This is a genomic window from Nocardioides daedukensis (genome assembly GCF_013408415.1).
GTDB lineage: Bacteria > Actinomycetota > Actinomycetes > Propionibacteriales > Nocardioidaceae > Nocardioides > Nocardioides daedukensis.
Map to the genome: position 1 here is coordinate 3,182,369 of NZ_JACCAA010000001.1, position 26,009 is coordinate 3,208,377.

Annotated in this window: 24 protein-coding genes; 13 read left to right on the top strand and 11 right to left on the bottom strand. The window is 67.3% G+C overall.

Going from position 1 to position 26,009, the window contains the following annotated elements; genetic code table 11:
* Positions 1–4: 4 nt before the first annotated feature.
* Both BJ980_RS15590 and BJ980_RS15595 read right to left on the bottom strand, forming a co-directional pair.
* A complete protein-coding gene (locus tag BJ980_RS15590) occupies positions 5–835 on the bottom strand; it encodes an MlaE family ABC transporter permease (protein ID WP_246279988.1) in 831 nt (276 codons plus the stop codon).
* Entirely contained in the window at positions 832–1,713 is an 882-nt protein-coding gene (locus BJ980_RS15595; RefSeq protein ID WP_179503135.1) for an MlaE family ABC transporter permease, read from the bottom strand. Before BJ980_RS15595 ends, BJ980_RS15590 begins: the two co-directional genes overlap by 4 nt.
* 123 nt (positions 1,714–1,836) lie before the next feature.
* On the opposite strand from BJ980_RS15595, the gene BJ980_RS15600 reads away from it, so the two are divergent.
* Entirely contained in the window at positions 1,837–2,583 is a 747-nt protein-coding gene (locus BJ980_RS15600) for a MerR family transcriptional regulator (RefSeq protein ID WP_179503136.1), read from the top strand.
* 54 nt (positions 2,584–2,637) lie between these two features.
* On the opposite strand, the gene BJ980_RS15605 is transcribed toward BJ980_RS15600, so the two are convergent.
* The 3 genes from BJ980_RS15605 to BJ980_RS15615 form a co-directional block, all read right to left on the bottom strand.
* Positions 2,638–3,486, bottom strand: a complete 849-nt coding sequence (locus BJ980_RS15605) for an oxygenase MpaB family protein (RefSeq protein ID WP_218855540.1) — start codon at positions 3,484–3,486, stop codon at positions 2,638–2,640.
* Positions 3,483–4,517: an LLM class F420-dependent oxidoreductase gene (locus tag BJ980_RS15610; protein WP_179503137.1), complete on the bottom strand. Its 1,035-nt coding sequence runs from the start codon at positions 4,515–4,517 to the stop codon at positions 3,483–3,485. The genes BJ980_RS15605 and BJ980_RS15610 overlap by 4 nt, the downstream gene beginning before the upstream one ends.
* Before the next feature lie 80 nt (positions 4,518–4,597).
* Complete coding sequence (locus BJ980_RS15615; protein ID WP_179503138.1) at positions 4,598–5,251, bottom strand: hypothetical protein; 654 nt, start codon at positions 5,249–5,251, stop codon at positions 4,598–4,600.
* 397 nt (positions 5,252–5,648) lie between these two features.
* On the opposite strand from BJ980_RS15615, the gene BJ980_RS15620 reads away from it, so the two are divergent.
* Complete coding sequence (locus BJ980_RS15620) at positions 5,649–7,343, top strand: hypothetical protein (RefSeq protein WP_179503139.1); 1,695 nt, start codon at positions 5,649–5,651, stop codon at positions 7,341–7,343.
* 43 nt (positions 7,344–7,386) lie between these two features.
* Here the strand turns inward: BJ980_RS15620 and BJ980_RS15625 are convergent, their stop codons facing one another.
* Both BJ980_RS15625 and BJ980_RS15630 read right to left on the bottom strand, forming a co-directional pair.
* A complete protein-coding gene (locus tag BJ980_RS15625; RefSeq protein ID WP_179503140.1) occupies positions 7,387–9,156 on the bottom strand; it encodes an ABC transporter ATP-binding protein in 1,770 nt (589 codons plus the stop codon).
* Complete coding sequence (locus BJ980_RS15630; protein WP_179503141.1) at positions 9,153–10,898, bottom strand: ABC transporter transmembrane domain-containing protein; 1,746 nt, start codon at positions 10,896–10,898, stop codon at positions 9,153–9,155. The genes BJ980_RS15625 and BJ980_RS15630 overlap by 4 nt, the downstream gene beginning before the upstream one ends.
* Positions 10,899–11,138: 240 nt before the next feature.
* Here BJ980_RS15630 and BJ980_RS15635 point away from each other — a divergent pair, with 240 nt between their 5' ends.
* The 3 genes from BJ980_RS15635 to BJ980_RS15645 all read left to right on the top strand — a co-directional run bounded on the left by BJ980_RS15635 (position 11,139) and on the right by BJ980_RS15645 (position 14,726).
* Complete coding sequence (locus tag BJ980_RS15635) at positions 11,139–11,678, top strand: SigE family RNA polymerase sigma factor (protein WP_246279989.1); 540 nt, start codon at positions 11,139–11,141, stop codon at positions 11,676–11,678.
* Positions 11,675–12,436, top strand: coding sequence for a hypothetical protein (locus BJ980_RS15640; RefSeq protein WP_179503143.1), 762 nt, complete (start codon positions 11,675–11,677; stop codon positions 12,434–12,436). The genes BJ980_RS15635 and BJ980_RS15640 overlap by 4 nt, the downstream gene beginning before the upstream one ends.
* Before the next feature lie 1,010 nt (positions 12,437–13,446).
* Positions 13,447–14,726 (top strand): IS3 family transposase gene (locus BJ980_RS15645; protein ID WP_218855541.1). Its coding sequence is split into 2 segments (ribosomal slippage): positions 13,447–13,735 and positions 13,735–14,726, totalling 1,281 coding nucleotides; the frame shifts between segments, so codons are not numbered across the junction.
* A gap of 315 nt (positions 14,727–15,041) precedes the next feature.
* Here the strand turns inward: BJ980_RS15645 and BJ980_RS15650 are convergent.
* Positions 15,042–15,569 carry a YbaK/EbsC family protein gene (locus BJ980_RS15650; RefSeq protein WP_179503144.1) on the bottom strand — a complete coding sequence of 176 codons (528 nt, stop codon included), beginning with the start codon at positions 15,567–15,569 and terminating at the stop codon, positions 15,042–15,044.
* Between the two features lie 202 nt (positions 15,570–15,771).
* Between BJ980_RS15650 and BJ980_RS15655 the strand changes: the two genes are divergently transcribed.
* The 3 genes from BJ980_RS15655 (at position 15,772) to BJ980_RS15665 (ending at position 19,309) form a co-directional block, all read left to right on the top strand.
* Positions 15,772–16,857 carry a glycerophosphodiester phosphodiesterase family protein gene (locus BJ980_RS15655; protein WP_179503145.1) on the top strand — a complete coding sequence of 362 codons (1,086 nt, stop codon included), beginning with the start codon at positions 15,772–15,774 and terminating at the stop codon, positions 16,855–16,857.
* A 32-nt stretch (positions 16,858–16,889) separates the two neighbouring features.
* The gene (locus tag BJ980_RS15660) at positions 16,890–18,089 is read left to right on the top strand and encodes a glycerophosphodiester phosphodiesterase (protein WP_179503146.1); all 1,200 of its coding nucleotides are present in this window, start codon (positions 16,890–16,892) and stop codon (positions 18,087–18,089) included.
* A 74-nt stretch (positions 18,090–18,163) separates the two neighbouring features.
* On the top strand, positions 18,164–19,309 hold the full coding sequence (locus BJ980_RS15665) for an endonuclease (RefSeq protein WP_179503147.1): 1,146 nt from the start codon (positions 18,164–18,166) through the stop codon (positions 19,307–19,309).
* Between the two features lie 79 nt (positions 19,310–19,388).
* On the opposite strand, the gene BJ980_RS15670 is transcribed toward BJ980_RS15665, so the two are convergent.
* Genes BJ980_RS15670 through BJ980_RS15680 form a run of 3 tightly spaced genes read right to left on the bottom strand, consistent with a single transcriptional unit; the run spans position 19,389 to position 21,264 of the window.
* Positions 19,389–19,598 carry a PspC domain-containing protein gene (locus BJ980_RS15670; protein ID WP_179503148.1) on the bottom strand — a complete coding sequence of 70 codons (210 nt, stop codon included), beginning with the start codon at positions 19,596–19,598 and terminating at the stop codon, positions 19,389–19,391.
* Entirely contained in the window at positions 19,595–19,975 is a 381-nt protein-coding gene (locus BJ980_RS15675) for a hypothetical protein (protein WP_179503149.1), read from the bottom strand. The genes BJ980_RS15670 and BJ980_RS15675 overlap by 4 nt, the downstream gene beginning before the upstream one ends.
* Positions 19,972–21,264, bottom strand: a complete 1,293-nt coding sequence (locus BJ980_RS15680; protein ID WP_179503150.1) for a PspC domain-containing protein — start codon at positions 21,262–21,264, stop codon at positions 19,972–19,974. The genes BJ980_RS15675 and BJ980_RS15680 overlap by 4 nt, the downstream gene beginning before the upstream one ends.
* A 156-nt stretch (positions 21,265–21,420) precedes the next feature.
* Between BJ980_RS15680 and BJ980_RS15685 the strand changes: the two genes are divergently transcribed.
* The 5 genes from BJ980_RS15685 to BJ980_RS15705 all read left to right on the top strand — a co-directional run bounded on the left by BJ980_RS15685 (position 21,421) and on the right by BJ980_RS15705 (position 25,931).
* A complete protein-coding gene (locus tag BJ980_RS15685; protein ID WP_179503151.1) occupies positions 21,421–22,698 on the top strand; it encodes an ATP-binding protein in 1,278 nt (425 codons plus the stop codon).
* Positions 22,695–23,339, top strand: a complete 645-nt coding sequence (locus BJ980_RS15690) for a LuxR C-terminal-related transcriptional regulator (RefSeq protein WP_425490334.1) — start codon at positions 22,695–22,697, stop codon at positions 23,337–23,339. Before BJ980_RS15685 ends, BJ980_RS15690 begins: the two co-directional genes overlap by 4 nt.
* A 137-nt stretch (positions 23,340–23,476) precedes the next feature.
* A complete protein-coding gene (locus BJ980_RS15695; RefSeq protein ID WP_179503152.1) occupies positions 23,477–24,892 on the top strand; it encodes an APC family permease in 1,416 nt (471 codons plus the stop codon).
* A 3-nt stretch (positions 24,893–24,895) separates the two neighbouring features.
* Entirely contained in the window at positions 24,896–25,528 is a 633-nt protein-coding gene (locus BJ980_RS15700; protein ID WP_218855542.1) for a universal stress protein, read from the top strand.
* 46 nt (positions 25,529–25,574) lie between these two features.
* Entirely contained in the window at positions 25,575–25,931 is a 357-nt protein-coding gene (locus BJ980_RS15705) for a hypothetical protein (RefSeq protein ID WP_179503153.1), read from the top strand.
* Positions 25,932–26,009: the final 78 nt, after the last annotated feature.

Below are 26,009 nucleotides of genomic sequence, written 5' to 3' on the forward strand. Positions count from 1 at the left end.
GCCGTCACCCGCTGATCTGGACCTGCTGGTCCGGTCCCCACAGGACCAGGGTCAGCACGATGTCGAGGAGGGTGATGGCGATGATGCTGGAGCGGATGGCCATGCCGGTCGCCCGGCCGACGCCTTCGGGACCGCCGGTCGCGGTGAATCCGTAGTAGCAGTGGATCAGGGTGACGACCAGGGTCAGCACGATCACCTTGAGTCCGGCATAGACCACGTCGATCGGTGCCACGAAGGTGGAGAAGTAGTGGTCGTAGGTGCCCGAGGACTGACCGAAGAACGTGGTCACCATGAAGTCGGTGGCGAGGTAGGTCCCGACCAGGCCGATCAGGAAGAGCGGCATCATCACGATCAGCGACGCCACAACCCGGGTGCTGATCAGATAGGGGATCGGCCGGATCGCCATCGACTCGAGGGCGTCGATCTCCTCGCTGATCCGCATGGCGCCGATGCGTGAGGTGAAGCCGCACCCGATCCTGGCTGCGAACCCGAGGGAGGCGACGATCGGTGCCAGCTCCCGGGTGTTGGCATAGCCGGAGATGAAGCCGGTCAGTGGTGCCAGCCCGATCACGTCGAGCCCGTTGTAGCCCTCGAGGCCGACCTCGGTCCCGGTCAGGGTGGAGAGCAGCAGGACCACGCCCACCACGCCGCCACCCACGACGAAGATGCCGGATCCCAGGGTCACCTCGGCCAGCACCCGGCCGACCTCGCCGCGATAGCGGGTGATGGCGAGCGGGATGCCGCGCAGGGCGCGCCAGGACAGCACCACGAGCTCGCCCATGGCGACTGCTGGGCCGAGGACCTTGTCGACGCCGCCACCGATCATCGTGCTCATCCGAGTGGTCCTCCGACGATCTGGGTGTGCACCTGGGAGATCAGGAAGTTGGCGGCGAAGAGCAGGATGAAGTTCATCACCACGGCGCTGGTCACCGAGTCGCCGACACCGGTCGGTCCGCTGCTGGTGTTGATCCCCTTCCACGCGGCGACCACGGTGCACATCACGCCGAAGATCGCGGCCTTGGCCAGCGAGAGCCACAGGTCGCCCACCGTGGCCAGGGTGGTCACCGAGGCCAGGTAGGCGCCGGGCGGAAGGTCCTGGAGCACGACGCTGACCAACAGTGTCGTCATGATCGTGAAGAACATGACCACGCCGTTAAGCAGCACGGCGACCACGACGGTGGCCAGCATCCGGGGGACCAGGAGCCGGTCGACGATCGAGATGCCCATCACCTCGAGGGCGTCGAGCTCCTCGCGGATCTTGCGTGCGCCGAGGTCCGCACAGATGGCCGAGCCGGCGACGCCGGCCAGCATCAGCGCGGTGATCATCGGGGAGGCCTGACGCACCACTGCCAAGGTGTTGCCGGCCCCGGTGAACGAGACCGCGCCCACCTCCTGGGCAAGGACGCCCACCTGCAGGGCGAGGATGATGCCGAAGGGCATCGAGACGGCCAGCGCGGGGAGGGTGCAGACCCGGATCGTGTACCAGGTCTGGACGATGAACTCCTCGAACGCGAAGTTCTTGGTGAGGATGGTCCGGACGGTGGCGGTGAGCATCTGGACGCCCAGACGGAGCAGGGAGACGAAGGCGGCGAGTGGTTTCCAGGTCTCCCGGATCCGCTTCGTGCCGCTGCCGAAGCCGTCCTTGAAGCCCTCGAGAAGGGTCTCTTCGGCCGAGTTCCGTGGCACGCGCGTGGGTGCGGCGGGAACCGGCATGACTCTCCTTCCCGACAATGACAGTAAAACTGTTACAGCGGAAGCGTCACACCAGCGCCGCTGCGCGTCAAGGGTTGGCGGCAAGTTTTGCCAAGGTGGTGTGACAGCAATACTGTTACAGTCATGAGCGAATCTGAGGCCTCGGAGCTCGATGAGCTGATGACCATCGACGAGTTGGCGATGTCGGTCGGGATGACCGTGCGCACGACCCGTTACTACGCGACACTCGGGTTGATGCCTGCTCCGATCCGCCGCGGCCGGATCGCCTACTACGACGAGTCGCACAAGTCGCGCCTCGAGATGGTGCGCGCACTCCAGGACCACGGGTTCACGCTGCAGGCGATCGAGGGCTACATGGCCACTCTGAGCCCGGACAGCTCGGTCGAGGAGCTCGTCCTGCAGCGGGCGATGCTGGTCCCGTGGAGTCCGCAGCCCCGCGAGGAGCTCAGCCGGTCGAAGCTAGAGGAACGAGCCGGACGCAAGCTGAGCGCCAAGGACATCGATCTCCTGATCGCCATGCGGTCGATCGAGAAGTCCGGTCGCTCCTTCGTGCCGCAGCCGGCCTTCCGGGTGGGCGTGGACCTGATCGACCTCGACATCCCCCCGGGCAGCATGGTGGCGGCGGGTGAGGCGATCCACGAGCACATCGGCGAGCTCGCCAAGGACCTCACCAGCATCATGCGCACGCAGGTGCTTGCCCCGTTCCGCAGCAGCCAGCACACCGCCGAGGAGGCGCGCGCCTTCGAGGCGACCGTGGCCCGACTGCGCCAGCTGACCATCGAGGCCGTCGTCACCGAGTTCCAGCGCACGGCCAACGACCTGATCGCCGGCTCCCTGCTCCGGACCCAGGTCGACTCCGGCGCCTCCTGACACAGCGCATGTGCAGTCGGTGGTCGCGAACGACCACCGACTGCACGCGTCGCCTCAGATCAGGTGCTTGTTGCCGCGGATGCGGCGACGGGCATCGCGTAGGACCGAGCGTCCGTGGGCCTGGCGCAGCCACGTCGGCAGCACCCGGTAGACGGGCACGAATGCCTTCCAGAACAGGTCATAGAGTCGCTGGTCCCGCTTCGACCAGGGCAGCGCCAGGACCTCGCGGGCCCGCGGGTCGAGGTTGCCGCGGGTGAGCAGCCCCTGCACCATCACGGCGGGCTTGAGGTGCAGCGGCATGCCGGCCGGGCTGAGCAGTCGCTTCGCATAGGCCTGCACCAGCGGGTCCTGCTCGATGCGGTTGTCGAGCACGTCCTCCCAGTAGGCTTGGTAGTCCGCCCAGGTCTGCGGATAGTCCTCCGGCTTGACCTGCAGCGCGGTGCCGAACACCTGGCTGTCGCGATAGACCTGCTCACGCGTCGCGGCGTCGAACTTGCCGAACACCCGCTCGTGGATCCAGGTGTTCTGCGCCAGGGTGACCGCGACCCACAGTTGCAGGTCCGGGTCGAAGGCGGTGTAGCGACCGGAGGACCGCACCGGCACGTGCGCCTTGTTGACCAGGCGGCTCACGACGTCGCGCTCCTCCTGGGTGCCCATCGTCATCACATAGACGTAGGACAGGGTGGTGCGCAGCCGGTCGGCCGGTCGCACCAGGGCGGTGCTGTGCTCGGCCACGCCGAGCCCGACGCCCTTCATCGCGAGCTGGTACATCACCGCGGAGCCGGCTCCCAGCATCAGCGACGCCTCGGCGATGAAGTCGCCCAGGCGCTGCGAGGGTACGCCGTACTGCTCGGCGTCCCGGTTCGCGCCAGGTGCCTGGGTGGGCTCGGCGAGCGCGGTCATCCGATGAGTTCCTTGACCTGCCGCACCAACCCAGGGGCGTCCCCGGCGGCCGGGGTGATCTGCAGGTTGGTCACGCCGGACTCGCGGAAGGCCTCGATGCGCTCCTTCACGTAGGACTGAGGACCGACCAGGTTGGCGAGCTCGAGGAGCTCGAGCGGCACGGCGGCCTCGGCTTCCTTCTTCTTGCCGTCGAGGTAGAGGTCCTGGATCTCCTTGGCCTCGGCCTCATAGCCGTATTGCACTGCGAGGTCGTTGTAGAAGTTCTTGCCGCGCGCTCCCATGCCGCCGATGTAGAGGGCGAAGAGCGGGCGGGCGAAGTCGAGCAGGCCCTTGACGTCCTCACCGATGGCGCACATGCCGCCCGCGACGACCTCGAGCGGAGCCAGGTCGGCCGACCGCTTCGCGTTGCCCGCCGCCAGGGCGTCGCCCCACACGGAGGCCGCCTTCTCGGGCGCATAGAGGAACGGCAGCCAACCGTCGGCGATCTCGGCGGCCTGCTCGACGCTCTTCTGGCCCAGGCCGGCGATGTAGATCGGCACGCTGGAACGTTCGGGGTGGGTGAGAATCTTCAGTGCCTTGCCCAAGCCGGTGACGGCGCCGTTCTCCTTGGAGAGCGGGAGCTTGATGATGCCGTCGGACTCGAGCTTCTCGCGGCGGAGTCCGGCGCGCATCAGGTCGATCACCTCGCGGGTGCGGCCCAGCGGCTTGGCGTAGGGCAGGCCGTGCCAGCCCTCGATGACCTGCGGGCCCGAGGCGCCGAGACCGATGATGGCGCGTCCGCCGGAGACGTTGTCGAGACCGGCCGCGGTCTGGATCAGGGTGCCCGGGGTGCGGGAATAGATGTTGAGGATGGCCGCACCGATCTCGATCGTCTCGGTCTTCGCAGCGAGGTAGCCCATCAGCGTGGGGGAGTCGAAGCCGTAGGCCTCGGCGATCCACACCGTGTCCAGGCCGGCTGACTCGAGCCCGACGACCTGGTCGGCTGCCTCACGCGGGTTGCCGGCATACATCAGGGGCATGGAGAGCTTCATCGATGGTCCTCACAGTTGGCGCGGTCTTCAGATGCGCCAACTGTGACACCATCACTGTCACGATCGCAAGAGGGCGTCCGTCACTGTGCACGTCGAGCAATGGCGTCCAGCAAATGTGTGCTCTTTGCATTGGGTCCCCACCACGACTCATCCGGGATGAGCCAGGTTCCGCAGGTGGTCTCCATGACGAAACGGTCGCCCCAGTCGGTCTCGGCCACGATGATGCGCCGGGACCGACTGTTCAGCGGGCAACGTCCGTCGAACTGACTGATCCCGGCATGGGCGTTCAGGTCTGCAGTGATGATGTCCATCTCCTGCCTTGTCAGGTCCGAGCGGACAATCGCTGGCCCCACGGTCACGCACAGGGTTGCGTGCGCCAGGCGGACGGGGAGCGCCGGACGGAGAAGTGTCGCCCTGGTCATGCTGCCAGCCCGTGGGCAGGCGAGCGGCTTCGACTTGGCTGGGGGCGGGGTCATGGTGCTGCGCTGCTCACGGAGAAGACCAGTGAATCGCTTCACCACGATGGTCGCAGTGCCGCGCTTCCCACGGACCACCGTCCCCACCCTCCAGCCGCCGCAGCCCGCTTCGGTGCCGTGTGCCACCCGAATGGTGCCGTCCGGCAGCAGGAAGGCCAGGTCGAAGTGCGGACCATCCATGTCGACGCAAGTCTCACGGGCCTTCCGTGCAGGAAGTGAATTGATCGCCCTGACCAAGACAAGGACGTTGGTCGTCAAGGCATCCTTCGGTCCCGCGTCCTGACGCGCGCTGGCAGGGCAGAGCCGGGCCGCCACGGCCTTCTCGGGCAGTTCTGAGGGCTCAGAGCGGGAGCTCGGGGCTGGTGCAACCAGGTCGTCGGCGCCGGGACAGGCGAACCCCGCGATCGCTGGTGAGGACATCCAGTCAGTGGGCTCGGCGTCATCGCCCCCGGGTGACCATGCGGTCCGTTGACTTCGCCATGACAGCCTCGCTCATTTGTCCTCCTCGACCGTTATGAGAGGGCGAGGTCAGCGAAAGGTTGTCACGTATGCATGGAACCCGTGAGGAGGACGAAAACGGACGCTTCTGGCGAAAACCGGGTTGCGGGCACGTCAAACGGCCTAACCTGCGCGAGACATCTTCTCGGAGGAACCCATGCCACAGATCATGAAGTCACGCCGCTCCACTCTCATCAGGACACTCTGGTCCGTGGCGCTCGCCTGCGGGCTCCTCGCGGTTCCCCTCACCGCCATCACCGGAACCGCTCAGGCAGAGCCGACGCAGAACACCGCCTCCAGATATGACGGCGAGGGCAACTTCGCCGCGCTGCCCTCGACACCGAGTTCCACGTGGGCACGCGGATCCAAGAGCGGGTCCTTCGCCTGGTCCTATGCGATGCGGGTCCCGGCGGCGAGCAGTCGTCTGCAGCCCAAGGTCGCGATCGACTATGACTCGAGCGTGGTCGACAGACGGACCCCGATCACAAATCTGCAGTCGTCGTCGGTGGGCGAGGGGTTCTCGCTCAAGGAGAGCTATGTCCAGCGCGGCTACATGACCTGCGCGGACGACGGCCAACGCGGCAAGCGTGACCTGTGCTGGAAGAACGACAACGCCACCCTCGTCGTCGACGGTGTGGCCAGGCGCCTGGTCAAGCTCTCGACGAACTCCTGGCGGCTTAGCCCGAACGACGGGAGTCGGTTCGTCCGGTTGACAGGTGGTCCCGCGGGCAACAAGGACAACGACAAGGAGTATTGGCGCCTTACCCGGCCAAACGGGGTCCGCTACTACTTCGGCTACTCCGTGATCCCGGGCAAGCGCGGCGAGACCAAGTCGGTGTGGTGGGTGCCCGTGGCCGGTGACGACTCCGGGGACAAGTGCCACCGGTCGACGTTCGCCTCCTCGTTCTGCAACCAGGGTTGGCGGTGGAACCTCGACTACGTGGTCGACGCCAAGGGCAACACGATCAGCTATTACTACACCCCCGAGCTCAACCGCTATGCGAAGAACGGGTCCAAGGGCGGAGGCGTGCACTACGTCCGGGGAGGCCACCTCTCCCGGATCGACTATGGCACGAGGGCCAGTCAACGCACGTCGGCCAGGCACCGGGTCACCTTCACCACCGCGAACCGCTGCCTGCACTCCTCGTGCCCCTACACCAGGACGAGGTGGCGAGACACGCCGTACGAGTTCCTCTGTGCCTCCACCCGGTGCGGCAACAGGACCGCGCCGACTTTCTTCACCCGAAAGCGGCTCTCCATGGTCAAGACGATGAACCTCGTCTCAGGGTCCTACCGGACCGCGGACCGATGGATCCTGAAGCACAAGATGTACAACAGCTCTGGCGGGGGCTCAAGCACGTATCCGTGGATGATGTGGCCGGAGACGATCACGCACACCCCCTATGTCGCGGGCTCCTCGCGGACGCCGCAGGTGACCCTGCGGCCGGCGTACTACCCCCACCACTCGGAGACGTCCAATGACGGAGTCTCGTCCAGTCCCAGGATCCTGATCAGCAGCATCAAGTCGGACGGCAGGAGCACCTTGATCGGCTTCAGCACCGACTCCTGTCGCTATCCGCGTCCCGTCCCGTCGAAGAACACCAAGCGGTGCTATCCGGTGAGATGGAAGGACTCCTACGGAGCGATCACCACCTATTGGGTGCACAGGTGGACGCTGTCCCACGTGACCAGCGAGGACGCCCGGCGGGTCCAGACCACCACCTACTACTCCTACCGCGGCGGCAGGCTCTGGAGCCGCGACGCCAACCCGTTGCTCCGCTCCGACTACCGCACCTGGTCGATCTGGCGTGGCTACACCTCGGTGCGCACCAGGGAGGCTGCGGGGAACTGATGCTCCGGGGCGTGATCCACCGGTCAGGATCGGACCCGGCCCATCAGTCGCTGGGCGCTCCATGGCGGTCGTTCCCACCGTTCCACGACTCCCACAGCGCGGCATAGGAGCCGCCCGCGGCGACGAGTTCGTCGTGCGAGCCGAACTCCGAGATCGTCCCGTCCTCCACGACCGCGACACGGTCGGCGTCGTGCGCGGAGAAGAGCCGGTGCGCGATGGCGATGACGGTCCGGCCGTGCAGGACCGCGGCCAGGGACCGTTCGAGGTGCCGCGCGGCTCGCGGGTCGATCAGCGAGGTCGCCTCGTCGAGGACCAGGGTGTGCGGGTCGGCCAGGACCAGTCGGGCCAGCGCCACCTGCTGGGCCTGCGCGGCGGACAGTGCCCGGCCACCAGAGCCGACCTTCTCCTGCAACCCCTCGGGGAAGGCGCGCACCCAGCTGTCGGCATCCACCGCGGCGAGGGAGGCCCACACCTCCTCATCGGTCGCGACGTGCGCGGCGGCCAGCGCAATGTTTTCCCGGACGGTGCCGGCGAAGACGTGGTGTTCCTGGGTCACCAGCGCGACATGGCCGCGCAGGTCGTCCAGGGGCAGCTCGGTCAGCCCGACCCCACCGACGGTCACCGACCCGGCGCGCGGGGGATGAATGCCCGCCAGCAGCCGGCCCAACGTCGACTTGCCAGCGCCGGACGGACCCACCATCGCGATCCGCTCCCCGACACCCACGGACAGGTCGATCCCGTGGAGTACGTCGCGCCCCTCCACGTAGGAGAAGTGCACGTCACGGGCGTCGAGCTTCTCGCCCAGCGGTTGGGCTCCGGTCGCGACCCGGTCGTCGGGCACCTGGGCGACACCGAGCAGCCGGGCCAGGGAGGCGCCGCCGACCTGGAGCTCGTCGAGGATCGAGACGATCCGGTCCACGGGGTCGATCAGCATCTGCACATAGAGCGTCGCCGCGGTCACCTCGCCCAGGCTCACCGAGCCCTGCGTGTAGAGCCAGCCACCGAAGAGCAGCGTGGCCACCGTCGGCAGCAGGTAGGAGAGCTCCATGCTCGGGAAGAAGACGGTCCGCAACCGCAGCGTGTAGCGCTCCGCCGCATAGGACCCCGCACAGTCGGCGTCGAGCGCGGCCACGCGCTCGTGCCCGATGCCGAGCGCCTCGATGGTGCGGGCGCCCTCGGTGCTCTCGGTGAGAGTCTCGCTGATCTGGGAGTACGACGCGTTCTCGCGCAGGTAGCCCTCCTTGGCGCGGGCGAGGTACCACCGCAGTCCGATCACCAGGGGCGGCACGCCCAGCAGGCAGGGGAGTGCCACCCACCAGCCGACCGACAGCGCAGCGACGAAGGTGAGAATGGCGGTGATCACGGCGATGGTCCACTCCGGCAGCGCCCAGCGCACAGACCAGCCGAGCTGGTCGACATCGCGGGAGGTGCGGGTGAGCAGGTCCCCGGAGCCGGCCGACTCCACGACGCCCACCGGGAGCGCGAGCGTGTTCTCGACGAAGTCCTCGCGGAGCTCCGCGAGCACCTCCTCGCCCAGGGACTGGGAGATGAACCGCGCATAGCGGGTGAGGATCGCCTGGACCAGCAGGAACCCGGCCAGCAGCGCGATGGTGCGGTCCACCGTCGCGACGGTGGTGCCCTTCTCCACGGCCTCCACCAGCTGCCCGATGAGTCGGGGCGCCGCCAGCCCTGCCAGCGCGGCAAGGGCATGCAGACCGAGCGCCAGCCAGAGCATCCGTGGGTGGTTGCGGGCGATCTGCAGGGCATAGGCACGGACCTCACGCGAGCCGGCAACCGGCAGGGACTGCTTCATCGCACTGCCTCCGGCTCGTGGTCGGTCGCCTCGAAGTCGGCCTCGCGGATCACGACGCGTCGATAGGCCGGACAGTCGTCGAGCAGCTCTCGGTGAGTGCCGCTCGCGACGATCCGCCCGTCCTCGAGGAACGCGACCACGTCGACCGCGTCGAGCATCAGCGGGCTCGTGGTCGAGACGACGGTGGTGCGGCCACGACGGTGCTCCCTGAGGCGGGAGGCGATCCGGGACTCGGTGTGTGCGTCGACTGCGCTCGTCGGCTCGACGAGCACGAGGATCTCGGGATCGATGAGGAGCGCGCGGGCCAGGACGAGCCGCTGCCGCTGGCCACCGGAGAAGGACCGTCCGCGCTCGGCCACCTCGCCGTCCAGCCCGCCCTCGAGCGCATCGAGGACGTCCTCGGCGCTGGCGGTGTGCAGGGCACGCGCGACCTGCTCCTCGCCGCGACCCGCCACGTCCAGCTGCGCGCCGAGGTGCCCGGAGAAGAGCGTGCTTGCGGTGTCGGAGACGACAATCCGCTTCCGGACGACGTCAGGGTCGAGACGCGTCAGCGGAGTGCCGCCCAGCGCGACGTCGTCGTCCGGATCGGGCGCCTGGAGGCCCAGCCGGTCGGCCAGCAGCACCGCGTCGTCGGGCTGGTCGGAGACGATCGCGGTCACCAGTCCGGGCTTGACCCGGAGCCCGGTGCGCACGTCGTACAGCTCGGAGCCGGGAGGTGGCGGCGGGGCCGGGTCGGCCACCGCGACCACGTCGGGGTCGAGCGCGAGGACGGTGATCACGCGGCGGGCGGAGACCCGACCGCGGATCAGCTTGTTGGCATACTCGGTGGCCGTGCGCAGCGGGATCATCAGGAACGCGGCATAGCCGTAGAAGGCGACCAGTTCACCGGCGGTGATCTCCCCGCGGACGGCGAACCTGGCGCCCAGCCAGACCACGATCACCACGAAGACCCCGGGCAGCAGGACCTGGAGTGCGTCGAGGACGGACTGCAGCTTCGCGACGCGTACGCCGGCGCGACGGGTGCGCTGGGATTCGCGACGATAGCGATCCAGGAAGACCGCCTCGCCGCCGACGCCACGCAGCACACGGAGACCGCCGACGATGTCGCTGGCGGTGTTGGAGAGGTCGCCCATCAGGTGCCGCTGTTTCGCGCTGCGGTCCTGGAGCGGCCTGAGCAGCGGCCCGATCAGGAGCATCAGCGCCGGGACGCCGATCAGCACGATGAGACCGAGCGTGACGCTGGTCTGGAGCAGGATGATCGAGACCAGGAAGAACGAGACGATGGCGCCCGCGAAGCGCGCGCTGACGTCCATGACCTGGCCGAGGTTGGAGATGTCGCTGTTGCCGATCGCGACGACCTCGCCGGTGGAGACCTTGCGGGGGAGAGCGCCGCCGAGCCGGGAGACCTGTCGGCCGACCAGCTGGACGGTTCGATAGGCGGCCGCCAGCCAGTTGGTCACGGCGAACCGGTGCCGCATGATCCCCGACGCCGCCTGGACGAGGCCGATCGCGAACATCACCGCGGCCCAGAAGAACAGCTGGTCCCTGTCCCGTGCGGCGATTCCCTCGTCGATGGCCCGGCCGATGACCGCCGGCATGACGGCCTGCGAGCCCATCCAGATGATGCCGAAGACCATCCCCATCGCCAGGGTCTGCCACTGGCCCTTCGCCAGCCACCACAGGTAGCGGCCGGGGGACCGGTGGTCCGCGACGCCCGGGTCGTCGTAGGGAAGCTTGCGCACCAGCCCACGCTACGTTTTCGTGGGTTGGGTCCGCCAATCAGTTTCGCTCAGGTGGCGAGGCCCTCGATCACCTCTGCGCCCGGACCTACCTGTCTAAGCCGTCGAAGGACTCGCCCGGACAGGGCTACGGTGGGCGAAATGGGCCATCAAGCATTGAGGAACGGAGAATGAAAACGGAGCCACTCAGGGCGCTCTCATCCTAGAGAATTCTTGGCGCCGAGATAATCGACTTCGATCCAAATGCAATGTTCTCGTCACGAGGAGCGTCTCCAAGTTGTGAAGAGTGATCCCGGCGCCACGTTCAGGGACTTCGTTGTCGATGCGAGCCCTGGCCTGCTGCGGTATGCCCACTCCTTGACAGCGGACAGTCATGACGCTTTGGACCTGGTTCAGGAGGTGTTGATCAAGATGGAGCGACGCTGGGGGACGATTGATAATCCGGTCGCATATGCATGTCGCGCTATGGTCCGGACGAACATCAGCCTGTGGCGTCGTCGCCGTCACGAGGTGATCGGGAGTCCTGACCCTGAGCCCAGCCACGACTCACCCGCCGATGCCCTGGGTCTGCGCGACGAGCTCGTCCGTGGCCTTCGACGGCTCAGCGAGAAGCAGCGGGTGGTTCTCGTCCTGCGATACATCTATGACCAGAGCGTGCAAGAGATCGCCGAGCAGACCGGCATGAACCCCGGCACAGTGGCAAGCCACCTGTCTCGCGCTCGACGGGCGATGCGCTCACACCTGGACCATCCGGCCACGGTGAATGTGAAGGCGGGTCGATGAACACCGGGACAGAAGACCGAGAGCTTCGGTCGGCGCTGAACGAGCTCGACTGGTCCATGGACGCGCCCGCCGACCTGCTTGCTGCGGTCGAGCACGGCGCGCAGCGCCGCCGTGCTCGTCGGCGAGCAGGCTGGAGCGCAGCCGCTCTGACGGCTCTGATCGCGGCCGCGGCGCCGCTGGCCCTCTCGATGGCGGAAGATGGCCATGAGCCAGGCCCGGCCGGGGGCAGCACGGCCACTCCCGCCCCTGACCCAACGAAGCCGACAGCCTTCGAGGAGGGCGAGCGTGACCCGGCCGATGAGGCACGCGTCCGCGTCCAGGGCAAGGTCGGGCCCTATTGCGAACGGACACGCAGCGAAATCTGTGCGGGAGTCGAACGTGGCCCCGGTGGCAAGGGATTCATCGTCTACCGGGTCGACACCGGGGCAGGCACCGACGACTTCGACGCGCACATAAGGGAGCTGGCCGGGTCCGTCCCCATCGAGTTCCGGACAGCGAAGCACTCACGCGCCGAGCTCACTGCTGCGATGGCCAAGGTGTCAGCCGATGCGGAGCAACTCCGACGGGCAGGTGAGGTCAACATCGCGGTCCTCACCGTGTCGAACCGGGGCGCGGGACTGTTCGTTGTCCAGAGGAACCCGGACACCGAGTCCGTCGACGCTCTGCTCTCGGAGAGATATTCAGTGCCCTTCACCGTCGAACATCGCGACGCGCCATCGGTGACGCTGGCGCCGCAGTGGGGGGTGGGATCGCGCTAATCCCACCCCCCACACTATTAGTGGGTTATCGTGTTTACGTTGAAATGGCCTGCAACGGCGGTGTGACGAAAAAAGGTGATCTGTCTGTTGCAGACTGCGCCGCCGCCTCTCACGTTACTAGTGACGAGTTCGTTGATTGAAGGGTCTGCCGGTCCAATGACCATCCCAGCGGCGTGGCTAGACGCGGTGCCTGAAGGGTCGATAATCGGCCCCCCTGAATCACCAGAGCATCCTGCGTATTCACCTGGGGCGGCTGTAACGACGAGCCGCGGACCGTCGCCAGCCTGACCTGATGGTCCTGAAAAGTTTGTTGATGTGACTCGAAGACTGCAGTGCGTTCCTGAAAACGCTCCGGAAACGCACAGATAGTCATTGACAATGGGATATGTTGATCCGATCACTGCTCTGCTTGAAGTTGTATACCAGTTACCATGAAAGACGCGTCCATAGCCTGTGAGAACGGAATAGTTCGTGGGACGTATAAGTTGGGCATCCCATTCACTGTTGCGCACTGTAAGCGTGCCGATAAGGTCGCCGGATCCGTCCCTCACGTTACCGCCAACCGCTCCTCCACAATGGTTGGCGGTCATTAGCCGTACCTCGTCAGTGGCAGTTTTCACCGCGAAACCTAGCGTGCAATTGCTGCCGCGCATGCCTCCGGCGTACCAAGGCGGACTGTCGTTGCCTCGACTGAAGTTCTTGACGCTGGCGTGGTCGCCGAGTGTCACTTCCTTGATTGAGAGAACCGGGACGAGCGCGGCGTGCTGCAGTTGTGCGCGCCGGTCTGAGGTCGACTTACTCGCGTCCGGCGCCACCACGGTGACATTCAGACCTGATCCGTCTGCTCTTCCTTCTACTGCGGTGAGGGCGTGATCGTCCGCGGCGGGTGATCGCTGGAGTCGAGTGGCCGCCTCGTAGAGTTCAGTTTCTGAGTGTGCCGCAGACTCGATACCAACACTTGAATCCCCCCGGCGAGTCCGGAGACTCCGTTCCTTGGGAAGGTTGGAGTCATGTCAGGGAGTACGTCGAAGAGGTACCCGGCCGAGCTGCGTGAGCGGGCGGTCCGGATGGTCAGCGAGATCCGGCCCGACCACGAGTCGGACTGGGCCGCAATGACGCAGGTCGCGACGCTGCTGGGTGTCGGGACGCCAGAGACGATCCGGAAATGGTGCCGCCAAGCTGAGATCGATGGCGGCAAGCGGCCCGGTGTCAGCACCGAGGAGTCGGCTGAGTTGAAGCGGTTGAAGCGGGAGAACGCCGAGCTGAAGCGCGCCAACGCGATCCTCAAGAGCGCATCGATTTTCTTCGCGGCCGAACTCGACCGGCCACAGCGTTGATCGTGACCTACATCGATTCGGTCGCGGGCCACCGCGACGAGGGCGGTCTGCGATGGGGTGTCGAGTCGATCTGCGCCCAGCTCACTGAGCTGGGCGCCAAGATCGCCCCCGCGACCTACTACGAGCACCGCGGCCGTAAGCCGACTGCCCGAGAGGTCAGCGATGCGGACCTGAAGCCGAAGGTCGCCACCATTCACGCTGCAAACTACGGCGTCTACGGCGCGAGGAAGGTGTGGCTGACGCTGAACCGGGAACGCCCGTCCGATGCGCTGCCGATCGCGCGCTGCACAGTGGAGCGGCTGATGCGCGAGATGGGTCTGCAAGGTGCAGTGCGGGGCAAGGTCAAGCGGACCACGATCAGCGACCCGAAGACCCCGAAACCGCTGGACCTGGTGGACCGGAACTTCCGGCCCCTGGCACCCGGCCGGCTCTGGGTTGCGGACTTCACCTACTGCTCGACATGGTCGGGCTGGTGTTACACCGCGTTCGTCATCGACGCCTACGCCCGGCGAATCCTGGGCTGGTCGGTGTCGACCACGATGACCAGCCAGTTCGTCGTCGACGCGGTCGACCAAGCGATCTGGACCCGCGGCCGTGAAGGTCGCGATCTGACGGGTCTGATCGCCCACCACGACCACGGGGTCCAGTACCTGTCCGTGGCCTACTCCGAGAAGCTCGACACCGCTGGGATCAAGCCCTCGACAGGTGCCGTGGGGTCGTCCTATGACAACGCCCTGGCCGAATCGACCATCGGGCTCTACAAGACCGAACTGGCCAAGAAGCAGCGGCCGTGGAAGGGGCTCGACGACCTCGAGATCGCCACCGCTGAATGGGTCGACTGGTACAACCGCCGCCGACCCCACGAGTACTGCGACGACCTCACACCCGTCGAGGCAGAAGCCGCTCACTACGCTCACCACCGGACCCCAGCAAACGCTGGAGTCTCAAACTAGAAAGTCTCCGGACACGCCGGGGGGATTCAATCGCAGTGTCCCTAATTAGCCGGACAGGCAGTTGTTGCCCCACTCCAAGTTGCGATCCGTTCCGCTTCGTCCTCATGTGCCGCCGTCACGGGCCGTGGCTCCGCGTGCTGGTGGTGTGGGACCCTGCGCGCTGCGTCACACGCGTTCTTTGGTCGGCGCGAATCCGAATCGGACAGTAGGGTCCGGGGCCATCGATCAATCCACGACCAGGTGGTAGGTGGTGTCGGTTGCGAGCCGGCGCGGTGCAGTTGCGCGCGTGCTGATTGGCAGCACGACATGATCCGCTCAGCCGGCCAGGCCCTCGATCACCTCTGCACCCGGGAGCTCTGCCAGCAGCCGGCCGGGCAGGAACAGCTTGGAACGGCGTACGCCGCTGCCGATGATCGCTTCGTCCACCTCGACGGCCCGCGGGTCGACCAGGATCCGCCACTCGGCAGGGAGTCCGATCGGGGTGATCCCGCCGTACTCCATGGAGGTCTCCTCGACCGCGCGGTCCATCGGGTGGAAGGAGCACTTGCGCACGTCGAGCAGCTTCTTCACCACCGTGTTCACGTCGGCCCGGGTGTCGGCGCGGACCAGGCACGCGGCGATGCGCTCCACGCCGGACCGCTTGCCGCTGATGACCACGCAGTTCACCGACTGCTCCATCGCGGTGCCATAGGCCTCCGACATCACCGCGGTATCGGCCAGCTCGGGGTCGATCTCCATGACGCGTACGTCGCCGGCGTGCGGCCACGCCTTGAGCGCGGCGGCGACCGGGTCAGCGAGTAGGTCGAGGCGGTCAAGGACCGGGATCAAGTCGAGATCGGGCATACGCCCATCGTGCCAGCCGGGCAGGTGTGCGTATCTACGGCAGTTCGCCACTCCCGGATGCCGATCACCGCTCAGCTGGCCGCTCGAGTCGGCGAACTGCCGTAGTTGGTGACCCGCAGGGCGGCAGGGGGAACAGACAATCGCCGTTCACCATTCACCTGAGCGTCACCGCAGCGTCGGACGCACCTGCCTGACTGGCCTCGTGACCGAACTTGCCGTGTCGCCTCGCACCCGCACCCGGGTCCACCCCAGCCTGGTGGTGACTCCCCAGGTCGTGGCCCACCGCGGTGCGAGTGGCTATCGCCCCGAGCACACCCTGGAGGCCTATCGGCTCGCGATCAGGATGGGCGCGGACGCGATCGAGCTCGACCTGGTGCCGACCAGCGACGGCCTGCTCGTCGCCCGGCACGAGTCGGAGATCTCGGCGACCACCGACATCGAGGCACACCGCGAGTTCGCGATGCGGCGCACGAGCAGGATGGTCGACGGCATCGAGCGCAACGGCTGGTTCGTCGAGGACTTCACCCTGGCGGAGATCAAGAGTCTCACCGCCCGCGAGCGATTGGCGACGATCCGGCCGGACAGTGCGGCGTACGACGGAGCGTGCGGCATCCCGTCGCTCAACGAGGTGCTGGCGATGGTCCGCGCCGAGTCGGTGCGTGGCAACCGCTCGATCGGGGTGCTGCTCGAGCTCAAGCACGCGGCCTACTTCGACTCGATCGGCCTGCCGCTCGACCGGCTCCTGCTTGCCGACCTGCGTCGGCACGAGGTCGACCACCCGCGCTCCCGGGTCTCGGTGATGAGCTTCGAGCCGACCATCCTGCGTCGCCTGGCCTCCCAGACCCGGGTCGAGCTGATCCAGCTGCTCGAGGCCGCCGACCAGCAGCCCTCCGACTTCGTGGCGGCACGGGACCAGCGCACCTATGGCGACCTCTGCACCCCCGAGGGCCTGGCCTGGATCGATGAGTATGCCGATGGCATCGGCGCGCACAAGTCCCTGGTGCTTCCCCGGGACCCCAGCGGCTCGATCGGCGCTGCGTCGAACCTCGTCCGCGACGCCCACCGGCTCTGGCTCACCGTCCACGTCTGGACGCTGCGCGCCGAGAACCGTTTCCTGCCACGCAACCTGCGCACCTCCGCGGGGGCCGGCGCGCCGGGTGACCTGGCGGCCGAAGCGAGAGCGTTCCTCGATGCCGGGGTCGACGGCCTGATCACCGACCACCCCGATCTGGTCCTCGAGGTGCGCGACGAGCGCCACGCGTCATCCGACGTTCACCGGTTGGCGTAGCCCCGGCAACCTGGAGCCACAACGCTGAACGCATGACATCTCTCGGGAAGACTCTCGCCACCGCACGACCCACTCTCGTCCTGGCTGCATCGGCCCTCGCGGCCTCGCTCCTGCTGGTCCCCGCAGGCACCGCCACCGCCGATCCCGGTGCCGTGTCCTCCAGCTCCGCCAAGGCCGGCAAGACAGCTGGCAAGGCGCATGGCAAGGACGCTGGCACGCCGCAGATCATCGCCCACCGTGGCGCCTCCGGCTATCGCCCCGAGCACACCCTCGCCGCCTATCAACTGGCGATCCGACACGGCGCCGACTACGTCGAGCCCGACCTCGTCTCCACCAAGGACGGGGTGCTCGTCGCCCGTCACGAGAACGAGATCAGCGGCACCACCGACGTGGCCGACCACCCCGAGTTCGCTGACCGCAAGGCCACCAAGACGATCGACGGCCGAGCGACCACCGGCTGGTTCACCGAGGACTTCACCCTCGACGAGCTCAAGACGCTGCGCGCCAAGGAGCGCCTGCCCCAGGTGCGTGTGGACAACACCCGCTACGACGGCCGCTACGAGATCCCGACCTTCGAGGAGGTCCTCGAGCTGGTGAAGCGGGAGTCGAAGCGGACCGGCCGCACGATCGGTGTCTACCCGGAGACCAAGCACCCGACCTACTTCGACTCCATCGACCTCTCGCTCGAGGAGCCACTGGTCCAGGAGCTGCGTGAGCACCGACTGGACAAGAAGAAGTCGAAGGTGATCATCCAGTCCTTCGAGACCGAGAACCTGCGCGACCTCGACTCGATGACCCGGGTGCCGCTGGCCCAGCTGATGGACGCCTCGGGGGCGCCGTACGACCTGGTCGCTGCGGGTGATGACCGGACGTATGCCGACCTGGCCACCGCCGAGGGTCTCCGCGAGATCGCCGACTATGCCGACGGCGTCGGCGCGCACAAGAACCTCGTGCTGCCCCGCGACGCGGCCGGAGCCACCGGTGAGCCGTCGGCCTTCGTCGAGGACGCCCACGTAGCCGACCTCATCGTGCACGTGTGGACGATCCGCGACGAGAACCAGTTCATGGCCACCAACTTCCGCATCGGTGAGGACCCGAACGCCAAGGGTGACTCGATCAGCGAGTCCAAGGCATTCCTCGAGGCCGGCGTCGACGGCCTCTTCTCCGACCACCTCGACACCGCGCTCATCGCCCGCGAGGAGTGGCTGACCGAGCAGGGTGCGCGTCGATGAGGACCCTTGCCGCCCCGGCGCGATCGGGGCAGGGTGCTGCAATGACAACTACTCTCGGGCAGCATCAAAGAACCATGCTGGGCAGGACTGCGGTCCTGGTCATCCTCACCTTCCTGGCCACCCTGGTCCCCGGACTTGCAGGACAGGCCAACGCGGACACGCCGATCACGGTGTCGCAGGCGATCGGCAACCAGAGCGGCTCGGCCACCGTGCGCGGCTACGTCGTCGGTCAGCCGACGGCAACCGACACGGTGATCACCTCCGCCTATCCCAACGACTATGCGATTGCGATCGCGGACAACGCCTCACAGACCAGCACCTCGCAGATGCTCTACGTGCAGGTGCCCAGTGAGTTCCGCTCCCAGTGGGGATTGCGCTCGAACCCGTCGCTCAAGGGCAAGCAGATCGACGTGACGGGCGCGCTCACGGCGTACTTCTCCCATCCTGGGTTGAAGTCTGCGAGTGCGTTCGCGTTCTCCGGGACCACGCCTGACCCAGAGCCAGACCCGGAACCGGAGCCAGGCGATGGTGAGCACGACGACTACTACGCCTCGGCGTTGGGCAAGACCGGCGAGGACCTGCGCGACGAGCTGCACACGATCATCTCGTCGCAGACGAAGCTCAGCTACAGCGCTGTGTGGGAGGCGTTGAAGCTCACCGACCAGGACCCGAACAACACCAGCAACGTCCTCCTGCTCTATTCGGGACGCTCGCAGTCGAAGTCCACCAACGGCGGGGACCCGAACGACTGGAACCGCGAGCACGTCTGGGCCAAGTCGCACGGAGACTTCGGCACCGCGACCGGTCCCGGCACCGACATCCACCACCTGCGGCCCACGGACGTGTCGGTGAACTCGACCCGTGGGAACAAGGACTTCGACAACGGCGGCGGCACGGTGAGCGAGTGCTCGGGATGCTCCACCGACTCGGACTCCTTCGAGCCGCCGGACGCGGTCAAGGGTGATGTCGCGCGGATGATCCTCTACATGGCGATCCGCTATGAGGGCGGCGACGGCTGGGCTGACCTCGAGCCGAACGACCTGGTCAACAACGGCTCGAACCCCTACATGGGCAGGATCTCGGTGCTCCTGGAGTGGAACGCCCAGGACCCGCCGAGCACGTTCGAGAAGCGTCGCAACGACGTGATCTTCGAGCAGTTCCAGCACAACCGGAACCCGTTCATCGACCACCCCGAGTGGGCAGGAGCGATCTGGAACTGAAGCACGCAGACGTCCTGCGAACCGGAGCCGTGAGCTCCGATTCGCAGGACGTCGTGGGCTTGGCCTCAGATGTTGTGTCTCAGGCGTTGGGCAGCAGGACCCAGGCGGCGATGTAGGCGACGGCGACGGTGCCGAAGCTGAACAGTGCGCCGATCACGGTGAGGACGCGGACCAGGTTGGTGTCGAGGTGGAAGTAGTTCGCCACCCCGGCGCAGACCCCGCCGATCATCTGGGTGTCGCGGCTGCGGATCATTCGCCGCTGGGCGTGGTGTGGGCGGGTCGAGCTCATCGGTTCTCCTCGTGGTTCGGGTCGTCGGTCTCGATCGTCCGGGTGGGCTCGGTGCCCCAATCGGTGCTTGATTCGGTGCTTGATTCGGTGTTCCAGTCCGAGTTGTCGGCGGCAGCCGGGGGCATGAAGCCCGGCGCTTCGCCGACGTCGTACGCCGGCTTGTGGCGCAGGCTGCTCCACGCCGAGACCCCGAGGCCCACGGCACCGGCGACCACCCAGGGGACGGGCATCAGCCAGCGGATGTCGTGGTTCTCGACCAGGTCGCTGCTGATCACGGCCCAGATGGCGACCAGTCCGGCGAACGCCAGGCCCATCACCAGGTGGCCGGTGTTGACCGGGTGACGGCCGGAGTGGTCGTCGTGGATGGGAGTGCTCATCGGGTGCTCACCTCGATCTCGCCGAAGCCGAGCTCGGCGTCAATGGTCAATGTGGGGGCTCCGGTGGGGCCGCGGTGGACCCTGTCGAAGGTGATGTCCCAGCCCTCGCGGTGCATGCCGAACAGCCTGATGCCGCCGCCCGCGTCGACTCGGGACTCGACCGCGACGGTGAGCTCGTCCGGGACGATCACCTCGACCCGACCGAGGTCGACGTCGATGTCGATGGTGCGGCCATCGAGCTCGGCCAGGTCCGTGACCTGGGTGAGGTCGAGCTCGAGCTCGCCGGCGTCGAAGGCATAGCTGTCCTGGACCGCGGAGGCGGTCTCGGGACGCTCGATCATCCGGGTGCCGTCCCAGCGGTCGACCACGGTGCCGAGCGTCAGCGCGACAGCAGCGACCAACCCGAGGAAGATCAGCCCGCCGGCCCGTCCGTAGAACGCACCCACGATCAGCATCAGCGCGATCACGCCGAGGGCCAGGGCGGGGTATGCCGACCCGAGGACGTCCGCGCCGGCCATGTCGACGATGCCCAGGCTGCCCAGCGCCAGGGCGGTCAGCGCGAGGGTGAACCAGAACAGGATCGGTCCGCGCTTGCGCGGGTTGCGCGGGGGCCGGGGACCCCAGCTGGGCGGCCCGGCGAAGGCGTGGGGCGTGCGCAAGGGGGGTGTGGTGGCACCGGCGGGGGCGGGCGGTGCGGTGTGTGCGGCAGGTTCACGACCCCACATGTGGCTTCCCGGCCAGTGCGACGCGGTTGAGTCGTGCGCTCGGTGGTCTCGGCGCGACAGGATCAGCCAGGCGACCACGCCGACGATCAGCAGCGGCCAGGGGAACCAGCCGGGTCCCCAGGCGTCACCGACCAGGGCGAGAGCGGCGAGGATCCCGACCCCGAACAACGCCACGGTCCGCGACCGGGTGTCGAGGCGGAAGGTGACCTGCTCGTCGTCGTCGGGAACGATCAGCCAGCAGGCGATGTAGAGGATCACGCCGGCTCCACCGAAGAAGGTGAGGACGACGAATGCGACGCGGAGGATGACCGGGTCGACGTCGAGATGGCGGCCGAGACCTCCGGCAACTCCGGCGACGTGCTTGTCGGTGGTGCTGCGCCGCAGCCGGGCCAGGTCACGCATCTGCTCGCCGTCCACGCGGGGACCTGCGTCGGGGGAAGGAGGCGCCTGTGTGCCAGTCGAGGCGCCAGTCGAGGCGCCGGTCGAGGCGCCGGTCGAGCTGCTCGATCCCCGGGGGTCCGGCTGCTCCGGACCAGCGTGGCCGGAAGGGAAGTTCTCTGTCATGGCTCAACCTTCGTCCCTCGCGTGAGCAGAAACCATCGGGAAAGACCCTGATTCGTCACCCTGGGTGCGGCTCAGGGGTCAGGGTCGGCTCAGGGGTCGGGTCAGGGACGATCCTCATGGTTGAGTCGCGCTGGCTGTGTGACGATTGGTGTCACGATGACAAGCACTGCACCCACGCTCGCACCCCACGAAACCCGACGGGCGACCCGCGACACCGCCGGCACCTACTTGGGCGGCGTCGCGTCGGGCCTGGCGCGCCATCTCGGCCTGCCGGTGCTGTGGGTGCGGATCGGCTTCATGATCGGCGCCGCCCTGGGTGGAGCCGGGATCGCGTTCTATGCGGGCCTGTGGATGGTGCTCCCCACGGACGAGCGGTTCAGTGACGAGGCGCCGGGGCTCGCGTCGGCGACCCGCACCGGCAAGCGGCCGCAGGAAGCGCGCAAGCTCGGCGACATCGGTCCCACCATCGCGTTGGGCGCACTCGGCATCGGGATCGTGCTGATGTTCGAGACCGCGTTCGGCAGGGGCGCCCTGTTCTGGCCGCTGGTGATCGGCATCGTCGGTGTAGCCCTGATCTGGCGCCAGGCAGATGAGGCGCAGCGCGAGCGGTGGATCGACTCCTCGGAGCGAATCAACCCACTCCGTGCGCTCTTCGGTGCCGGGGGCTGGGCGTCATACGCGCGAGTCTTCGCCGGCGGTGCGCTCATCTTCGTGGCACTCGGGACGTTCGCGCTCACCAGCGGGGGAGTCGGGGTGGCGCGCGAGATCGTGATCGCGGGGCTGCTCGGCGTGATCGGGATCGCGATCACCCTCGGCCCGTGGATCTTCCGGCTCGCCTCCGACCTGGTCGACGAGCGCGCCGAGAGGGTGCGCAGCCAGGAGCGTGCCGACGTCGCGGCGCACCTGCACGACTCCGTGCTCCAGACACTTGCCCTGATCCAGAAGAACTCCCACGACCCCGCCGTCGTCTCGCGGTTGGCCCGCTCCCAGGAGCGCGACCTGCGCGCCTGGTTGTTCACCACGCCGACCGACTCCGGTGAGTCGATCGCCGCCGCGCTGCGTGAGCTGAGCGCCGAGATCGAGGACGCCTGGGGGGTCGACGTCGAGACCGTCACCGTGGGCGACACCCCGGTCCCCGAGACCGTCGCGCCCATCGTGCACGCCACCCGCGAGGCGCTCACCAACGCAGCCAAGCACGCCGGTGCGCCGAAGATCGACGTGTACGCCGAGGTGTCACCCTCGGCGGTCGAGATCTTCGTCAAGGACCGCGGCGTGGGCTTCGACCCTGCTGCCATGCCCGAGGACCGACACGGTGTCCGTGGCAGCATCGTGGCTCGGATGGAGCGCCACGGCGGACACGCCGAGATCAGGAGCACGGCGGGAGTCGGCACCGAAGTGGTGTTGAAGATGCCGTTGCAGGAGGAGAGATCGTGACCCGAGTCGTCATCGTGGATGACCACGCCATGTTCCGTGCCGGGGTGCGCGCCGAGCTCCAGGGCGCGGCCGCCCCGGGCGCGCTGGACATCGTCGCGGAGGCCGAGGACGTGCCCACGGCCGTAGCCGCGATCCGGGAGCACCGGCCGGACGTGGTGCTGCTCGACGTGCACCTGCCCGGCGGCGGCGGCATCGAGGTGATGCGCCAGCTCGGTGGGGTCGACGCGCGGTTCCTGGCGCTCAGCGTCAGTGACGCCGCCGAGGACGTGATCGGCACCATCCGCGGCGGGGCGCGGGGCTATGTCACCAAGACGATCACCGGCACCGAGCTCGTCGACGCGATCAGGCGAGTGGCCGAGGGCGACGCCGTCTTCTCACCCCGACTCGCCGGCTTCGTGCTCGACGCCTTCGCCGGCTCGATCGAGGTCGCCGCGGTCGACGAGGATCTCGACCGGCTCACCGAGCGGGAGCGGGAAGTGATGCGGCTGATCGCCCGTGGCTATGCCTACAAGGAGGTCGCCAAGGAGCTCTTCATCTCCGTCAAGACGGTGGAGACCCACATGAGCTCGGTGCTCCGAAAGCTCCAGCTCTCCTCGCGCCACGAGCTCACCCGCTGGGCGTCGGACCGCCGCCTCCTGTGAGCTGACCCCGCGCGTTTCAGTGACCGTCGCCACCGGCGAGGTGATTGACAACAGTCCCGGCGCAGGGTGCGATGGACCGGCCACGAACGGTAGTTCCACCTGCACGCTCACTGACTCGGGAAGCGAGGCCAAGCATCATGGCCGATGGAAAAGCAGGCACGGTCGAGGGGCTCGACCCCCAGGACGAGAGCGAGCTGAAGCGTTCGATCACCGGGAGGCTGCTCTACTTCTACGTCCTCGGCGACGTGCTGGGGTCAGGGATCTACGTCCTGATCGGCGCAGTCGCGATCGCCGTCGGCGGAGCCTTCTGGATCGCGTTCGCAGTCGGAGTCACCGTCGCCACCATCACCGGTCTGGCCTATGCCGAGCTGGTGACGAAATATCCCCAGGCGGCCGGCGCCGCGCTCTATGTGAACAAGGCCTTCAAGAACCGGCCGCTCAGCTTCCTGATCACGGTGTGCATGCTCTCGGCGAGCTTCGCCGCGGCGGGATCGCTCTCGCTCGGGTTCGCGAAATATTTCAACGAGGTCTGGGACCTGCCCCCGGCGCTGCTGATCACCCTGCTGTTCGTGGTGGCGCTGACGGTCGTGAACTTCATCGGCATCACCGAGTCGGTCGTCGCCAACATGGTGATGACGTTCGTCGAGCTCGGCGGTCTGCTGATCATCCTGGTGATCGGGGTGTGGACGATCGTGGAGGGCAACGCCGACTTCGGGGTGCTCACCCAGTTCGAGACCCAGGACAGCGCGATCCTCGGCGTCATCTCGGGAGTCGCGTTGGCCTTCTTCGCGATGACCGGCTTCGAGAACGCTGCCAACGTGGCGGAGGAGACGGTCAACCCGGCCAAGGACTTCCCCCGGGCCCTGATCGGCGGCATGATCACCGCGGGCATCCTCTATGTCGCAGTCGCGATGACCGCCGCGCTGGTGCTGCCGATGACGGTGCTGCAGGACGAGGGCAAGGTCGCACTGATCGAGGTCGTGAAGTCCGGCGTACTGCCCGTCGACGTCGGGTTCCTCGGCATCATGTTCGCCATCATTGCGATGGTGGCGATCACGAACACCACCCTGGTCGCAGTGGTCACCGAGTCCCGCATCCTCTACGGGATGGCCCGCGAGGACGTCGTACCGGGTGTCTTCGCCAAGGTGCACGAGAGCCGGCGCAGCCCGTGGGTGGCGCTGATCTTCGCCGCCGTGGTCATCTCCGGCCTGCTGCTCTCGCCCGCAGACCTGGAGAAGCTGGCCAGCGTCACCGTCGTGTTCACCCTGTTCATCTATGCGCTCGTCATCGTGGCCTGCCTGAAGCTGCGCGGCCAGGACGAGACGGGGGAGACCTTCCGTGCGAACACCGCGCTCCTCGTGCTCGGAGTGCTCGGCAACGCGGTCCTTCTGGTCTACGTTGTCTATGACGACCCGTCATCGTTGATCTATTGCGCGGCCCTGTTGGGTGTCGGACTCGTGCTCTTCCTCGCAGAGATGTTCTGGGGACGACGCGACCGGTCCCGCGGAGCCGAGCGTGGCGACCCGGACCCGTCCAACACCTTGGGAGAGTGAGTCATGCACGTAGTCATCGCAACCGATGGATCTCGGCAGTCCCTGACCGCAGCCAAGAAGTTCAAGTCGTTCGCAGATCCGGAGAAGGTCACCGAGATCTCGATCGTCGCGGTGATCCGGCCGCTCGCTGCGATCGCCTTCGCCAACGACCTGTCCTCCTCCAAGCAGGCGGAGAGCATGGTGGAGAGCACCTCCTCGAGGCGGGCTGCCTCGGACGCGCTCGACGCCCTGGCCGCGGTCTTCGACGGCTGGCACGGCAAGGTGCACAAGCGGATCCGCAGCGGATCACCGGCCAACGAGATCATCAAGGCCGCGAAGACCTACGGCGCGGAGCTGGTCGTGATCGCGGCCGGCAGCCGTGGCCTCAGCGACACGGTGCTGATGGGCAGCACCGCACAGCGGGTCCAGCACTACGCGCCCTGCCCGGTGCTGGTGGTGCGTCCGACCAAGAAGCCGTCGCGGATCAAGGAGGCGACCAAGAAGGCGGTGCCCAAGAAGGCGGCGCCATCGAAGTCGACCGCCAAGAAGACCACTGCGACGAAGGCTTCGGCAGCGAAGCCGGCCGCCACCAGGACCGCCACCAAGAAGGCCCCCGCCAAGAAGGCAGCGGCCTCGAAGACTGACGCTGCGAAGTGACGGGGTGGTGAGCGGGTTCTACGACACAACGTCGTAGGATCCGGTCATGGACACCCTCCGCCTCGTTCTTCTCTTCCTCCACCTCCTCGGCTTCGCCGCCCTGTTCGGTGGGCTGCTCGCCCAGCTGGGCGTGGTCGACAAGGTCGTCAACTCGGCGATGCGTGATGGAGCCGGTACGGCGTTCCTCGCCGGCCTCGCGCTGGTCGGCGTGCTCGAGGCGGGCGACGGCGACGTGAACCACGCCAAGATCGGCGCCAAGCTGCTCGTCGGCCTGGTGATCCTTGGTCTGGTGATGGCCAACCTCCGCAAGCCGAAGATCTCCAACGGTCTCTACTACGGCCTGATCGCACTCGCCGTCCTCAACGTCGGCCTTGCGGTCTTCTGGTCGTCGGCCCACGTCTGAGCCGTCTCCCTGGTAGCCCTTGGCGGTGCCGGTTCTGCTGCTGCTCGGACCCCGCTGGGTGAGGGCTGTCCCCGGCGC